The organism is Neisseria sp. HMSC078H04 (assembly GCF_001838135.1).
GTDB lineage: Bacteria > Pseudomonadota > Gammaproteobacteria > Burkholderiales > Neisseriaceae > Neisseria.
Genome location: NZ_KV835849.1, coordinates 280,134 through 294,085 on the forward strand (window position 1 = coordinate 280,134; position 13,952 = coordinate 294,085).

Annotated in this window: 12 protein-coding genes and 2 tRNA genes (1 of these 14 only partly in view); 9 read left to right on the plus strand and 5 right to left on the minus strand. The window is 46.3% G+C overall.

Annotated features, from left to right (window positions below):
• From HMPREF2560_RS07105 to dld, 4 genes are all read left to right on the plus strand, one after another.
• Positions 1-992, plus strand: a 992-nt coding sequence (locus HMPREF2560_RS07105; protein WP_283132708.1) for a calcium-binding protein, incomplete at its 5' end; no start/stop codon positions are given.
• Between the two features lie 163 nt (positions 993-1,155).
• Entirely contained in the window at positions 1,156-2,019 is an 864-nt protein-coding gene (locus HMPREF2560_RS07110) for a phosphoribosylaminoimidazolesuccinocarboxamide synthase (RefSeq protein ID WP_070873796.1), read from the plus strand.
• A 236-nt stretch (positions 2,020-2,255) separates the two neighbouring features.
• Positions 2,256-4,376 carry a polyribonucleotide nucleotidyltransferase gene (pnp, locus tag HMPREF2560_RS07115; protein WP_070608275.1) on the plus strand — a complete coding sequence of 707 codons (2,121 nt, stop codon included), beginning with the start codon at positions 2,256-2,258 and terminating at the stop codon, positions 4,374-4,376.
• A gap of 165 nt (positions 4,377-4,541) precedes the next feature.
• Positions 4,542-6,233 carry a D-lactate dehydrogenase gene (dld, locus tag HMPREF2560_RS07120; protein WP_070608276.1) on the plus strand — a complete coding sequence of 564 codons (1,692 nt, stop codon included), beginning with the start codon at positions 4,542-4,544 and terminating at the stop codon, positions 6,231-6,233.
• Between the two features lie 62 nt (positions 6,234-6,295).
• Here dld and HMPREF2560_RS07125 read toward each other — a convergent pair whose 3' ends face one another.
• The 3 genes from HMPREF2560_RS07125 to HMPREF2560_RS07135 all read right to left on the minus strand — a co-directional run bounded on the left by HMPREF2560_RS07125 (position 6,296) and on the right by HMPREF2560_RS07135 (position 9,747).
• Positions 6,296-7,660: a sodium-dependent transporter gene (locus HMPREF2560_RS07125; protein ID WP_070734806.1), complete on the minus strand. Its 1,365-nt coding sequence runs from the start codon at positions 7,658-7,660 to the stop codon at positions 6,296-6,298.
• Positions 7,661-8,443: 783 nt separating this feature from the next.
• Positions 8,444-9,127, minus strand: coding sequence for a 16S rRNA pseudouridine(516) synthase (locus tag HMPREF2560_RS07130; protein ID WP_070608278.1), 684 nt, complete (start codon positions 9,125-9,127; stop codon positions 8,444-8,446).
• 143 nt (positions 9,128-9,270) lie between these two features.
• Positions 9,271-9,747 carry an NGO0322 family iron-responsive protein gene (locus HMPREF2560_RS07135; RefSeq protein WP_003683363.1) on the minus strand — a complete coding sequence of 159 codons (477 nt, stop codon included), beginning with the start codon at positions 9,745-9,747 and terminating at the stop codon, positions 9,271-9,273.
• 341 nt (positions 9,748-10,088) lie between these two features.
• On the opposite strand from HMPREF2560_RS07135, the gene dnaQ reads away from it, so the two are divergent.
• The 5 genes from dnaQ to HMPREF2560_RS07160 all read left to right on the plus strand — a co-directional run bounded on the left by dnaQ (position 10,089) and on the right by HMPREF2560_RS07160 (position 13,547).
• Positions 10,089-10,826, plus strand: a complete 738-nt coding sequence (gene dnaQ / locus HMPREF2560_RS07140) for a DNA polymerase III subunit epsilon (protein WP_070608279.1) — start codon at positions 10,089-10,091, stop codon at positions 10,824-10,826.
• Positions 10,823-11,509 (plus strand): 2-C-methyl-D-erythritol 4-phosphate cytidylyltransferase, encoded by a 687-nt coding sequence (gene ispD / locus HMPREF2560_RS07145; RefSeq protein ID WP_070608280.1) that lies wholly within the window; start codon positions 10,823-10,825, stop codon positions 11,507-11,509. The genes dnaQ and ispD overlap by 4 nt, the downstream gene beginning before the upstream one ends.
• A gap of 32 nt (positions 11,510-11,541) precedes the next feature.
• Positions 11,542-12,021, plus strand: coding sequence for a 2-C-methyl-D-erythritol 2,4-cyclodiphosphate synthase (gene ispF, locus HMPREF2560_RS07150; protein WP_070608281.1), 480 nt, complete (start codon positions 11,542-11,544; stop codon positions 12,019-12,021).
• 43 nt (positions 12,022-12,064) lie between these two features.
• Positions 12,065-12,736, plus strand: coding sequence for a ribose-5-phosphate isomerase RpiA (rpiA, locus tag HMPREF2560_RS07155; protein ID WP_003679072.1), 672 nt, complete (start codon positions 12,065-12,067; stop codon positions 12,734-12,736).
• A 73-nt stretch (positions 12,737-12,809) separates the two neighbouring features.
• Positions 12,810-13,547: a thermonuclease family protein gene (locus tag HMPREF2560_RS07160; protein WP_070608282.1), complete on the plus strand. Its 738-nt coding sequence runs from the start codon at positions 12,810-12,812 to the stop codon at positions 13,545-13,547.
• A gap of 177 nt (positions 13,548-13,724) precedes the next feature.
• Here HMPREF2560_RS07160 and HMPREF2560_RS07165 read toward each other — a convergent pair.
• Both HMPREF2560_RS07165 and HMPREF2560_RS11345 read right to left on the minus strand, forming a co-directional pair.
• Positions 13,725-13,815: transfer RNA gene (locus HMPREF2560_RS07165), tRNA-Ser, on the minus strand.
• Between the two features lie 63 nt (positions 13,816-13,878).
• Positions 13,879-13,952, minus strand: a tRNA-Leu gene (locus tag HMPREF2560_RS11345); it runs 132 nt beyond the window's last position.

Sequence of the window (13,952 nt, forward strand, 5' to 3'; positions counted from 1 at the left end):
CAGAACCAAAACCTGAGCCTAAGCCAGAGCCAGACTGCAAAGACTGTGTTGACGACCATAACCAAAACAACTCATACGGTCACGAAGACAAAAACCCAGGTAATGTCATCAGAGCTGAAGACTGCAAAGACGGCAACGTTATCCGCGGTACTGATGCTAAAGATACCATTTATGGTACTGCTTGCGAAGACATCATTTACGGCGGCAATGGCACAGACGTAATCTACGCCGGTGCTGGTAACGACACCATTTACGGTGATGCTGACGGTGACTCTCTGTACGGTGAAGAAGGTAAAGACTACCTGCAAGGTGGTGCCGGTAACGACTACCTGAACGGTGGTTCAGGTGCTGACATCATGCGCGGTGGCGACGGTAACGATGTTTACTTCGTTGACAATGCCAACGACCAAGTTATCGAGTACGGCAATGCACAAGCCGGTATCGATACTGTTCGTACCGTTATCGACTACACCCTGACCGATCACGTTGAAAACCTGATTTTGCAAGGTATGCAAAACCTGAACGGTACCGGTAACTCTTTGAACAACAACATCGAAGGTAACGGCGGCAACAACCATCTGTACGGTTTGGCCGGCGACGACTGTCTGGTTGGTAAAGACGGTAACGACTACCTCGACGGCGGTGTCGGCAACGACATCCTGATCGGCGGTACCGGTAACGACACTTACTTCTTCGACAAAGGTTACGGTCATGACACCATCCGTGAAGAAAGTGGTAATGACACCCTGTTGTTCGGTAAAGGCGTTGCAGCTTCCGACGTATTGCTGAGCAAATCTGGTGCTAACCTGACTGTTTCTGTCGGTACTAACGACAGCATCACCATCGATGACTGGTTCACCGGTAACGATCACAAAGTTGAAAACTTCAAGTTTGCTGACGGTAGCACTTACCAAGTAACCGGCCACGGCGACTACTACTCTCTGTCTGCTGTGAACCAAATCCAAGATCAGACTCAGGCTCCTGCCATCTGATAGGATGATAGTTTTTAGGATTTATCCCTAAAATCAAAGTCTAAGGCCGTCTGAAACCGAGCTATAAGGTTTCAGACGGCCTTTATTTTGTAAACAATCTGACGAAAAATTCCAAATTGGGCTAAAATACTGCATTCTTCTGTCTACCTAAGAGATACCCGAAATGTCTGAAATCAGCTTGAAAAAAATCTACTCCGGCAAAGTCCGCGATTTGTACGAAATTGACGATAAACGTATGTTGATGGTTGCTTCCGACCGTCTGTCTGCATTCGATGTGATTTTGGATGATCCGATTCCGGGTAAAGGAGAGATTCTGACGCAGATTTCCAATTTTTGGTTTAAAAAACTGGCTCATATCATGCCTAACCATTTTACCGGTCAGACGGTTTACGATGTTTTGCCTGAAAACGAAGCTAAAGCTTTGGAGAAACGCGCCGTCGTGGCTAAAAAACTCACTCCGGTGAAAGTGGAGGCCATTGTGCGTGGTTATCTGGCAGGCAGCGGTTGGAAAGATTATCAAAAAACCGGTTCTGTCTGCGGCATTCAACTGCCTGAAGGTATGCAGGAAGCGCAACAACTGCCTGAAGTGATTTTTACGCCATCGACCAAAGCCGCAGTTGGCGATCATGATGAAAACATCAGCTTTGAAGAATGCGAACGCATTATCGGAAAAGAATTGGCGGCGGAAGTGCGCGCCAAAGCGATTCAGCTTTATACAGAAGCGGCTGAATATGCGAAATCCCGCGGTATTATCATTTGTGATACCAAGTTTGAATTTGGTTTGGATGAAGAAGGTGCGTTGACTTTGATGGATGAAGTATTAACGCCTGACTCCAGTCGTTTTTGGCCTGCAGACCAATACAAAGTCGGTACCAACCCGCCGTCTTTTGACAAGCAGTTTGTCCGCGACTGGTTGGAGCAAAGCGGTTGGAACAAAAAAGCGCCTGCGCCTAAAGTGCCCGCCGATGTAATTCAGAAAACAGTCGAAAAATATCAGGAAGCATTGACTTTGCTGACTCAGGATTGATTTTTAAGTTTGAAGGCCGTCTGAAAAGGATATGTTTCAGACGGCCTTTTCATTGTATAAATACTGGATTTTAAGGATGGTTGCCTTTATAATCGAGAGTTGTTTTCAGCGTCTTAAAGGCCGTCTGAAAGCTTGTTTATAACCTGCCGCACGGTCTGAAACCCTAACTATGCACATTCGGATTTTAGTGTGCATTATTAGTGTTTTAGCAGTGCGGTATTTTGAAAGGAACAATAATGTTCAATAAACACGTTAAGACCTTCCAATACGGTAATCAAACCGTTACTTTGGAAACCGGCGAAATCGCTCGCCAAGCCGCAGCTGCCGTTAAAGTATCCATGGGCGATACCGTTGTTTTGGTTGCCGTTACCACCAACAAAGAAGTGAAAGAAGGCCAAGACTTCTTCCCTCTGACTGTCGATTACCTCGAGCGTACTTACGCAGCAGGTAAAATCCCCGGCGGTTTCTTCAAACGCGAAGGCAAACAAAGCGAAAAAGAAATCCTGACCAGCCGTCTGATCGACCGTCCGATTCGTCCTCTGTTCCCCGAAGGTTTCTACCACGACATCCAAATCGTAGCGATGGTGGTGTCTGTTGACCCTGAAATTGATTCTGACATTCCTGCAATGTTGGGTGCATCTGCCGCGCTGGTGTTGAGCGGTGTACCGTTTGCTGGTCCGATTGGTGCGGCACGCGTGGGTTATGTAAACGGCGTGTACGTTCTGAACCCGACTAAAGCCGAATTGGCTAAATCACAATTGGACTTGGTTGTTGCCGGTACTTCTAAAGCCGTGTTGATGGTGGAATCCGAAGCCGACATCTTGTCTGAAGAAGTAATGTTGGGTGCGGTTGTTTACGGTCACGATCAAATGCAAGTGGCCATTAATGCCATCAATGAGTTTGCCGACGAAGTCAACCCAGAAGTTTGGGATTGGAAAGCTCCTGAAACCAATGAAGAATTGGTTGCCAAAGTACGCGAAATTGCCGGCGAAACCATTAAAGAAGCGTTCAAAATCCGTCAAAAACAAGCGCGTTCTGCCAAATTGGACGAAGCTTGGAATGCTGTAAAAGAAGCGTTGATCACCGAAGAAACCGACACTTTGGCAGCCAACGAAATCAAAGGTATTTTCAAACATTTGGAAGCCGATGTCGTCCGCAGCCAAATTTTGGACGGCCAACCGCGTATCGACGGTCGCGACACCCGCACTGTTCGTCCGTTGAACATTCAAACCGGCGTATTGCCGCGCACTCACGGTTCTGCACTGTTTACCCGTGGCGAAACCCAAGCTTTGGCGGTTGCAACTTTGGGCACTTCACGCGACGAGCAGATCATTGATGCACTGTCCGGCGAATACACCGACCGCTTCATGCTGCACTACAACTTCCCACCATACTCTACCGGTGAAGTGGGTCGCGTAGGTGCACCAAAACGTCGTGAAATCGGTCACGGCCGCTTGGCTAAACGTGCATTGTTGGCCGTATTGCCGGAACCTGAAGATTTCAGCTACACCATGCGCGTGGTTTCTGAAATTACCGAATCCAACGGCTCTTCCTCTATGGCTTCCGTCTGCGGCGGCTGCTTGAGCCTGTTGTCTGCCGGTGTGCCTTTGAAAGCACACGTTGCCGGTATCGCCATGGGTCTGATTTTGGACAACAACAAATTTGCAGTCCTGACCGACATCTTGGGCGATGAAGATCACTTGGGCGATATGGACTTTAAAGTAGCTGGTACAACCGAAGGTGTGACCGCGCTGCAAATGGACATCAAAATCCAAGGTATTACCAAAGAAATCATGCAAATCGCTTTGGCTCAAGCCAAAGAAGCACGTTTGCACATCTTGGATCAGATGAAAGCCGCCGTTGCAGGTCCACAAGAGCTGTCTGCACACGCGCCACGCTTGTTCACCATGAAAATCAACCAAGACAAAATCCGTGATGTGATTGGTAAAGGCGGTGAAACCATTCGTTCGATTACTGCTGAAACCGGTACTGAAATCAACATCGCTGAAGACGGTACCATCACTATCGCTGCGACTACTCAAGAAGCAGGCGATGCGGCGAAAAAACGCATCGAAGAAATCACCGCCGAAGTGGAAGTGGGCAAAGTGTACGAAGGTACTGTGGTTAAAATCCTCGACAACAACGTTGGCGCGATTGTCAGCGTGATGCCGGGCAAAGACGGTTTGGTACACATCAGCCAAATCGCCCACGAGCGCGTACGCAATGTCAGCGACTATCTGCAAGTAGGTCAGGTTGTAAACGTGAAAGCATTGGAAGTAGACGATCGCGGCCGCGTGCGCCTGTCTATCAAAGCTTTGCTGGAAGCTCCTGCTCGCGAAGAGAAAACAGCCGAATAATCTGATTATTCAAGCTTGAAACAAAAGGCCGTCTGAAATTTTCAGACGGCCTTTTGTTTATTTAAAAGATGAGTTTAAAAAACGGGTTTCGCCTTTACTTTGATGGAACGGATTACTACAATGCTTACAATTTAATAAATATATTAATCTCTCAAGGAGTATGCAATGAATGCTACGCAATTAATCAGCCGGCTGACGCAAACCGTCGGTGAAAAATATATCATCACAGACCCGGCGAAAACCGAACAATACCGTCAAGGCTATCGTTTTGGCGAAGGCAAGGCGCTAGCAGTTATCCGTCCGGGTACGGTGTTGGAAATGTGGAAAATTTTGCAGGCATGTGTTGAGGCTGATGTTATCGTGATTACGCAGGCTGCCAATACCGGTCTGACCGGCGGCTCGACTCCTGATGGCAATGATTATGACCGCGATATCGTGATTGTGAATACCATGCGTCTGAACATCATTCAGCCGATCAACAATAACGAACAGGTTGTCTGCCTGCCCGGTTCTACCTTGAATCAACTGGAGCTGCTGCTGAAACCTTTAGGCCGTGAGCCGCACTCTGTAATCGGTTCGTCCTGTATCGGCGCATCTGTATTGGGTGGTGTATGTAATAACTCCGGCGGTGCATTGGTACAGCGTGGCCCGGCTTATACGGAAATGGCTCTGTTTGCACAAATCAACGAAGAGGGCAAACTGGAGCTGGTCAACCATTTGGGCATTGATTTGGGCGAAACCCCTGAAGAAATTTTGACCAACTTGCAAGGTTTCCATTATCAGCGAAAAGACATTACGCAAGATGCCGGCAAAGGGCATGACCATGCATACTGCGATCATGTCCGCCAAGTGAATGAACCGACTGCCGCCCGTTTTAATGCCGACCCTGCGCGTCACTACGAAGCATCAGGTTGCGCGGGCAAGCTGATGGTGTTTGCCGTACGCTTGGATACGTTCCCACAAGAAAAACAGACTGCCGTTTTCTATATCGGTACAAATGATATTAATGAGTTAACCGATATTCGTCGTGCTGCTTTGAGTGAGTTTAAAAACCTGCCTATTTCCGGTGAGTATATCCATCGTCATGCTTTTGATATTGCTGCCGTTTATGGTAAAGATACTTTTTATATCATCAAGACGTTCGGTACCCACCAACTTCCGAAACTGTTTGATCTGAAAGCCCGTGTTGATAGATTCAGCAAAAAGATAAGTTTCTTACCAAAACACTTCTCTGATAAATTCATGCAACTGATCAGTAAGATTTTGCCCGATCACTTGCCGAAGTCTATGCGCAACTATCGGGATAAATATGAACATCACCTGATTTTAAAAATGGGTGGCGAGGGCGTAGAAGAGGCGCGTGCTTTCTTGAAGGAATATTTTGCAACCCATGGCGGGGCATTCTTCGAATGTAATGCCGAAGAAACGCAGGCGGCCATGCTGCATCGCTTTGCTGTGGCTTCTGCCGCGATCCGTTACCGTTCTGTACATGATGATGAAGTAGAGGATTTGGTTGCACTCGATATCGCCTTGCGCCGTGATGATCGTGATTGGTTTGAAACACTGCCGCCGGAAATTGACAATAAAATCATCCATAAATTGTATTACGGACATTTTATGTGTCATGTGTTCCATCAGGACTACATCATTAAAAAAGGCAACGACTGCATGGCCTTGGAACATGAAATGCTCCACTTGCTTGACCAACGCGGCGCGCAATATCCTGCCGAGCACAACGTCGGTCATCTGTATGAAGCCAAGCCTGAACTGAAACAGTTCTATAAAAAACTTGACCCGACCAACAGCTTCAATCCAGGTATCGGTAAAACCAGTAAGAAGAAAAACTGGGCTGAATAAGGCATAGTAAAAAATCAAAGGCCGTCTGAACATTTCAGACGGCCTTTTTATATGTTTGCTTATCAGAACAGGTTGCTGATGAAAATCAGCAGAATCACCAACGGCACGAGGTATTTCACATAGGCAAACCAAATATTGACAGTGGTATGGTTGCCTTTGTAGAGCAACTCCTCCTTCGCTTCATCTTTCATCACGAAGCCGACAAACAAGGCAGAGCCAAGCGCGGTCAGCATAAACAGGATGTTGCCGCTGATATAGTCAAAGGCATCGAAAATGTTTTTACCAAACACGGAAATATCTTTCCAAGGGCCGTAGCTCAAGATGGACGGGATATTGCCGAAGATAAAAATACCTGCCAGTACGATGGTAATCGCGGCTGCGCGGCGGATTTTGGTTTTCTCCTGAATGGTTGTAATCAACACTTCATAAATGGTCAGAGAAGTGGTCAGCGCGGCAATCAGAAGCAGTGAGAAGAAAATCACTGCAAACACTGGGCCTGCCCACATATTGGAGAACACGATCGGCAGGCTTTGGAATACCAGCGTCGGGCCGGAGTTAGGGGCAACGCCAAAACTGAAGAGGGAAGGGAAAATCATAAAGCCGGCCAACACGGCAATCAAAGTGTTGGTAATCGCGGTAATCACGGCCGTCTGAACCAGATTTTCGTTTTTATCCAGATAGCTGGATAACGTAATCATCACGCCGAAACCCAAGCTCAAGGCGAAGAATACTTGACCCAAAACGAAGACGAACAGTTCGGCTGTAATTTTGCTGAAATCAGGTTTCAGATAGAAGGTAATACCTTCCATTGCACCCGGCAGGGTAACGTTGCGCACAACCATGGCAATCAGGAATAAAAACAGCAAAGGCATCAGGTATTTTGCCGCTTTTTCAATACCGCCGATCACGCCTTTTACCAAGATCCACTGGTTCACAACCACAAATAGGAAGGTGTAGAAAGCAATTTCCCAAGGGCTGTTTTCGATGTGTTCGGTAAAGAAGCTTTTGGTGACTTCTCCGGAAACCGGGCTGGAAATGTCTAAATTGCCGCCGATGATATTGATGATGTAGCTGATAACCCAGCCGCCGAGCACCATGTAATAGGCCATGATGCCGAATGCGCCGAGCAGGCCCATCCAGCCTACCAATTTCCAAACTTTGGCAACGGGTTTGCCATTCATTGTGCCGCCAAACGCATCCAGCGCGTTCACGCCTTTACGGCGGCCGATGACGTTTTCCACCAAAATCATCGGAATACCGATGATCAGCATGGCGATACAGAACAGAAACACATACGCGCCGCCGCCGTTTTCACCGACCAAATACGGGAAACGCCATGTTGCGCCAAAGCCGACAGTCGCGCCGGCAACAGTAAGGATGTAAGTCAAACGGTTGGACCAGGTTTGACGGGGTTGATTGGAAGACATAAATACTCAGATGCATAAAAATAAAGACAACATTTTACCGCAAAGATTTAACGAATCTTGACTAAAGTCGGAAAAGAAAATTAGTTAAAAAAACTATGTAATGAATAATTTTTAGTGAGTTCCTCTGGTTTGCTTGGTGTTGAAACCTGCAAACAGAGAATTTGGCTGAAACGATATGAATGATTGAAAGAGCTGTAACGATAAAGGCCGTCTGAAAAGTGGGATATGGGAAAGGGGTGTTGTGAGGAGATTGGATAGCACTAAGGTGTGCTTTCGAATATGTCGGCAATTAAAGATGGTATTTATCTAAGGCTGTCTAAATAACATCCTGTAACCTTAGCTTGGATAGTCTCCGATCGGTTTTCTTTCTATAAAACGATTTTCCTTAAATTGGAACGGCACAGACTGATGCGGAAGAGACGAGAAAGAGAAAAGGGATAATGGCAAGTTAATGACTGGAGATGAGGTTTTGAAATGATGGCTTCTTTAGATGAGAAAGGCCGTCTGAAAGTACGCCCGCTTGATTGCCAAATTTTAGATAAAAAAAACCATCTATACTAAGGGGAAAGTATAGATGGCCAAACACATTACGGGGAAAACGTCTTACTCACTTACTCACTTCTTTCGAAGCAAGTGTTACTCAGACAGGCGAATTATACAATAGTTCAGTCCCTCTAGTGTTAAATTCTGTTAAATAAAAAATAATAAGGTTTAGATGTTTGATTTTAAATAAATAAAAAATCCATATTGTTTAAAAATTTATCGAAAAAATTTGGAATTTTTTTAGATCTGGATAAATTTCCATTCTCCGGCGGCCAAATCATCGACATTCCAGTCGCCGAATTTCTCACGATGGAGCTGCTCGACACGGTTGCCTGCGGCTGCAACCATGCGTTTGACCTGATGGTATTTACCCTCGGTAATGGTCATCATCAATGTGGTTGGATCGGCCAATACTGCTTCGGCTGCGGCAACGGTTTCATTATCGTCATGCAGGAGGACGCCGTTTTTCAGTGTAGTGCAAAGGGTATCGTCGGCAGGATGTTTCAAAGTGACGCGGTAGAGCTTCGGAACTTTGTGTTTGGGCGAGGTAACTCGGTGGTTAAATTGCCCGTCGTTGGTAATAAGAATAATGCCGGTTGTGTCTGCATCCAAGCGACCGACTGCCTGCATATCGATATTGCGCATGTGGTCGGGAAACAGGCTGAAGATGCTTGGATATTGCTGGGGTTTGTGCGAAGTCTCGTAATCTGCAGGCTTATGAAGCAGGATATAAAAATATGGCATGGGGACGGCGGCAATTTCTTCGCCGTCAACAGACAGGGTGTACACTTGAGACGGATCGATATCGTCTTTGGCACGATTATGGATTTCGCCGTTGATGGCAATGCAGTCATTGTCTATCAGCCATTGGCATTGCTTGCGGCTGCCGAGGCCTTGTGATTGGATGTATTTGAGCAGTTGCATGGTTGAAAAGTAGGAAATGTTCAGACGGCCTTTATTGTACTGGAAAACCGATGTTTAGGCCGTCTGAAAAGTAGGGGCAAAAAAAATCGCCCCTTTAAAATTTTAAGGGGCGCAAAAGGAACACAAACCACTACCAAAAACTGTTACAGGGCAAATTCTCCTATTTGATGTGTTGCCGGATAAAGTGCTTTCATCAAGTCATGTGGTGAAAGCGAGAAATCTTTGCTATTTGTCGTCAGACGGCCTTGCTGAGGCGTAAGTTCAAGCAATCGGGCGTTTGCCGACTGGATAAACTTGTTTTTCGTGCGCTGCATTTTTCTTTGCAGGGCGGACACAACGCGGTTGTACAGACTGTCTTTTTGCTTGACTTCGCGTGTACCGGCAACCCAGCTCAAGCGTGTATTGCCGTCTTCATCTTCAATCAGCAGGATGCCGGTTTCTGATTGGGGCGATTTGCCCATACAAGGGAGCCAAACATAATATCGGCCATCTAAAGTAATGAATACTGCGTCGTGTACTTCGCACTCATCGCAACATTTGGTGGCGATTAAAGAGCGGATGGCTTGTTGGTGCAGTCTCAGAATGTCAAGGGAGACTTGCTTAAAAATACTTTCGGGCATTTTCTTCTCCTTTCATTCTGTTGTGCGGTTGTTTTGTTTCGATGGGTTGTATTATACGGCGATTTTCTAAATTTGCAAATGATAATTGTTCCTATTATTTAATTTATAAGTAAAGTATTAATTATTAAAGAAATTAAATTTAAAAAATTTTTTAGAAATTGGGCTTTCTACTCAAAATTGGAGTAATAGATGGCCATTGGATGAAAAAAGAATAAAGGTCATCTGAAAAGATCTAGCTATAAAAGGGTATTTCAAAAGCAGCTAAAGTTTTGCTGACTATACATTTCAGACGGCCTTCAGTATGATTCAAGGCGTTTTGATAATTGCAGAAACTACCAACCATGAGCCAACGTCAGATTATCCTCGATACGGAAACCACGGGTCTTTATCCTGAAAACGGCGACCGTCTGGTCGAATTTGCCGGCTTGGAAATGATCAACCGCCAAATGACCGACTCCAACCTTCATTTATATGTCCACCCCGAGCGCGATATGCCGGAGGAAGCGGCGAAGGTGCATGGTCTGACGATTGAAGTATTGGAAGCGAAGAATGCACCGCCGTTTGCTCAAGTAGGTAAACAGATTGCCGACTTTATACGTGGCGCAGAGCTGATTATCCATAATGCTAAGTTTGACGTCGGCTTCCTGAATATGGAATTCCGCCGCATGGGACAGCCTTCTATTGAGGAACTGGGTTGTAAAGTCACCGACACGCTGGCTATGGCGCGTGAAATGTTTCCGGGGCAAAAGGCAAGCTTGGATGCGTTATGTAACCGCTTTTCCGTTGACCGCAGCAAACGGGTCTTGCACGGCGCGCTAATCGACTGCGAGCTTTTGGGTGAAGTCTATCTTGCCATGACGCGTCAGCAGTTCGACCTGATGGGTGGCGAGGCGGAAGAAGAGGGCGAAGTCAAACAAACCGTTATTGCGGAAACCAAACATACGTCGCAGTTGAAAGTCATCAAAGCCAATGCGGACGAGTTGGCGACACATGAAAAATATTTGGACGATTTGGGCGAAGCGTGTGTATGGCGCAAGGCCGAAACGCCTGATGAGGTCAATGCCGGAGCGTCAGCATGATGCGCCGCAATATCGCTTTGATTCCTGCTGCCGGTATCGGTGCGCGATTTGGTGCAGGAAAACCTAAACAATATGTTGAAATCAATGGTAAAACCGTATTGCAACATACCATAGAAATTTTTGAGCAACACCCCCGCATAGATTTAATTGCTGTTATTCTTTCGCCGGAAGATTTGGTTTTTCAGACGGCCCTGTCTGAGAAAGTACGCGTCTTTCGAGTGGGCGGAGCAAGTCGTGCCGAAACGGTACGCAATGGCGTGTCCGTTTTATTGGAGCAAGGTTTGGTCGAGGCGCAAGATAACATTTTGGTTCATGATGCCGCGCGCTGTTGCCTGCCTGCTGAAGCGTTAACACGTTTGCTTGATGAGGCGAGTGAGAATGATGAAGGCGGTATTTTGGCCATACCGGTGGCTGATACGCTCAAGCGCTCAGACGGCAGTCATCATATTGATGAAACCGTTGCGCGCGCAGGATTATGGCAGGCGCAAACGCCGCAGCTTTTTCAGACGGCCTTGTTACACCGTGCTTTATCGGTTGATGATTTAAGTGAAATTACGGATGAAGCATCAGCAGTTGAAAAACTGGGTATCCGGCCGCGCTTGGTGCAGGGCGATACGCGCAATTTGAAATTGACACTGCCGCAAGACGAATACATTGTCAGATTGTTGCTCAAGGCCGTCTGAACAATCAAAACCCATTATTTAAGGAAACAAACATGAATATCCGTGTCGGACAGGGCTACGATGTCCATCAGTTGGTCGAAGGTCGAGATTTGATACTCGGCGGCGTCAACATTCCGTTTGAAAAAGGATTGCTGGGTCATTCAGATGCCGATGCGCTTTTGCATGCGATTACCGATGCCCTGTTGGGTGCGGCCGGTTTGGGCGATATCGGCAGCCATTTTCCTGATACCGCTGCCGAATTCAAAGATGCCGACAGCCGTGTGCTATTGCGCGAGGCTTATCAAAGCGTGCAGGAGTTGGGTTGGAAGGTGGTTAATGTCGATACGACCGTGATTGCGCAAAAGCCAAAACTTGCGCCACATATTCCGGCAATGCGCGCCAATATTGCCGCAGATTTGGGTTTACCTGAAAACTGCGTGAACATCAAAGGTAAAACCAACGAAAAACTTGGCTATCTGGGGCGTATGGAAGCCATTGAAGCGCAAGCGGCAGTATTGCTGATTAAAGCCTGAGAGCTTAAAATTACTTTATTATTCAAACTGAAAGACTGACAACATGGCAACTCAAGACGAACTCAAACGTATTGCCGCCGAAAAAGCGGTGGAATTTGTTCCTGAAAACGAATACATCGGTATCGGTACCGGCTCTACCATCAACTTCTTTATCGAAGCTTTGGGTAAAAGCGGTAAGAAAATTAAGGGTGCCGTGTCTACTTCTAAAAAATCCAGCGAGCTTTTGGCAAAATACGAGATTCCAGAAGTTTCACTGAATGAAGTGATGGGTTTGGCGGTTTATGTTGACGGCGCAGATGAAGTCAACCACGCGCTGCAAATGATTAAAGGCGGCGGCGGTGCGCATTTGAACGAAAAAATCGTGGCCAGCGCATCCGATAAATTTGTTTGTATCGCCGATGAAAGCAAATATGTTTCCCGTTTGGGCAAATTTCCATTGCCGGTAGAAGTGGTTGAAAATGCCCGTTCGCTGGTGTCACGCAAACTGCTTGCCATGGGCGGACAGCCTGAGTTGCGTGTTGGTTATACTACTTTCTATGGAAATCAAATCGTTGATGTTCATGGCCTCAATATCGATCAAGCCCTGAAAATGGAAGACGAAATCAACAAAATTACCGGCGTACTTGAAAACGGTATTTTTGCCCGCGATGCCGCCGATGTGTTGGTTTTAGGTACGGCAGAAGGCGCAAAAGTCATCCTGCCTTGTCAGGATTAATGAAGATTAATCAATCTTAAAGGCCGTCTGAAAGTGCATTAGGTCTTTCAGACGGCCTTCAATTTGGCAAAATATGCAAATCAGTAAAATTATAAAATGGTTGCCCGTTGTTTTATCCGTTTTGGGCGCGCTTGGTTACAGCTCACGCGATACCGAGTTGATTCGTACAGGGGTAAGCGTTGCCGCAACATTGGCACAAGGCGACAATATCGGTTTGGAAAAGGTCAATGAATGGTTAGGAGAAAATGTCGTCAAGGCCACATCTGACACCAAAGCCGAAGCTAAACCCAAATCGGAACAAAAACAAAAGTCATCGAGGCAATCCTACACATACAACGGAAAAATCATCAAAATCCATGATGGCGATACCATGCACATTATCGATAGCGACGGCAGGAAACACAAAATCCGTATGGCCTATATCGATGCGCCGGAAATCAACCAGGCTTATGGTACGCAATCACGAGACAATCTGATTGATGCAGCATTGAATAAAAAAGCCAAAGTCCGCGTGTTTGAAGCCGACCGTTACCAGCGTGAAGTTGCCCAAGTATCAGTCGGCACGATTGACCTAAATTTGATGCAAATACGGGATGGCGCCGCATGGCATTATGAAAGTTATGCCAAAAAACAACAAAGTAAAACCGCTTACACTGACTATTCGGCCGCACAAAAACAAGCCAAGGAAAAACGTAAAGGTTTATGGAAAAAAGACAATCCGCAATCGCCTTGGCAATTTCGCCGTCAAAACTACGAGCAGCAGAACGGCAATAAAAAGCAGTCTGATAAACAATGGTTTGGGATTTGGTAGGTTTTAAGAGAGGCCGTCTGAAAACTTTCAGACGGCCTTTAATCATTAAGGTTTAGTATAAGATAAGAATGAGTGGCAGGTTTCTGATTAGAGGGTAATAGAAATAAAAGTGTGGTGTAATATTTTTAAGAAGGGCAGATATGAAAAAAGACACCGTTAGCTGGTGTCTTTAGTATCTGGCAGAGAGGAAGGGATTCGAACCCTCGATACGCTATTCACGTATACACGCTTTCCAGGCGTGCGACTTAAACCACTCATCCACCTCTCTGTGGACTATTATACTGACTTCTTATTCAGAATAATGTAAAAACTTGACTGATTGATTTATCAGTGGTGCCCAGGAGAAGACTCGAACTTCCACACCCGTGAGGATACTAGCACCTGAAGCTAGCGCGTCTACCAATT

Coding starts and splice junctions, on each gene's coding strand:
- HMPREF2560_RS07110 (WP_070873796.1), top strand. CDS start 1,156: ATGTCTGAAATCAGCTTGAAAAAAATCTACTCCGGCAAAGTCCGCGAT.
- dld (WP_070608276.1), top strand. CDS start 4,542: ATGAATGCTACGCAATTAATCAGCCGGCTGACGCAAACCGTCGGTGAA.
- HMPREF2560_RS07160 (WP_070608282.1), top strand. CDS start 12,810: ATGCAAATCAGTAAAATTATAAAATGGTTGCCCGTTGTTTTATCCGTT.
- rpiA (WP_003679072.1), top strand. CDS start 12,065: ATGGCAACTCAAGACGAACTCAAACGTATTGCCGCCGAAAAAGCGGTG.
- pnp (WP_070608275.1), top strand. CDS start 2,256: ATGTTCAATAAACACGTTAAGACCTTCCAATACGGTAATCAAACCGTT.
- dnaQ (WP_070608279.1), top strand. CDS start 10,089: ATGAGCCAACGTCAGATTATCCTCGATACGGAAACCACGGGTCTTTAT.
- HMPREF2560_RS07125 (WP_070734806.1), bottom strand. CDS start 7,660: ATGTCTTCCAATCAACCCCGTCAAACCTGGTCCAACCGTTTGACTTAC.
- ispF (WP_070608281.1), top strand. CDS start 11,542: ATGAATATCCGTGTCGGACAGGGCTACGATGTCCATCAGTTGGTCGAA.
- HMPREF2560_RS07135 (WP_003683363.1), bottom strand. CDS start 9,747: ATGCCCGAAAGTATTTTTAAGCAAGTCTCCCTTGACATTCTGAGACTG.
- HMPREF2560_RS07130 (WP_070608278.1), bottom strand. CDS start 9,127: ATGCAACTGCTCAAATACATCCAATCACAAGGCCTCGGCAGCCGCAAG.
- ispD (WP_070608280.1), top strand. CDS start 10,823: ATGATGCGCCGCAATATCGCTTTGATTCCTGCTGCCGGTATCGGTGCG.